At 57.0% G+C, this 470-nt stretch carries 1 protein-coding gene; it reads right to left on the reverse strand.

What is annotated here, in order from left to right:
• Positions 1-19: 19 nt before the first annotated feature.
• Entirely contained in the window at positions 20-286 is a 267-nt protein-coding gene (locus tag ACWGS9_RS35350) for an AbrB/MazE/SpoVT family DNA-binding domain-containing protein (protein WP_454509497.1), read from the reverse strand.
• Positions 287-470: the final 184 nt, after the last annotated feature.

Raw genomic sequence — 470 nt, forward strand, 5'->3', positions numbered from 1 at the left:
TTTGTATCCGCGGTGACCTTCATTCCTTGCTGGCCCCGGCCGAGGCGCCAGCCTCTGCTATCGCCTCATTGATCTCCCCGATGCTGAGCACGCGGCCATTCGTCTTGCCTTTGAGAAACCCATGCAAGTCCCGGAACGATCCCTTCGCCCGCGCCGCCTTCAGTTCCGCCCGTCCATCCGGCAGCAGATCGAGTTCGATCTTCTCGCCCGGCCTGATACCCAGATGCTGCAGCACGTCTTTGCGGAAAGTCACCTGTCCACGTGCGGTTACGGTCAAAGTCGTCATGTCACTCAACTCCGATTTTGCCAATGAGGAGATAATGCATATCTGCATTACTATCAAGGGCAGGGCTGAGCCGCATAATCTCAAAGACACGAAGGTATGAAACTTCTCGCGGGCTGCATCCCTGCTCGTGAGTGACGCCAGCTCTCGCTATTCCAGGGTTAATCCGATGTCGACCGGATCCGGT

The sequence above is a fragment of the Mesorhizobium sp. Arg314 genome (genome assembly GCF_053714275.1).

Bases quoted from the DNA above. Each gene is read 5' to 3' on its own strand.
- ACWGS9_RS35350 (WP_454509497.1), bottom strand. From the start codon at position 286: ATGACGACTTTGACCGTAACCGCACGTGGACAGGTGACTTTCCGCAAA.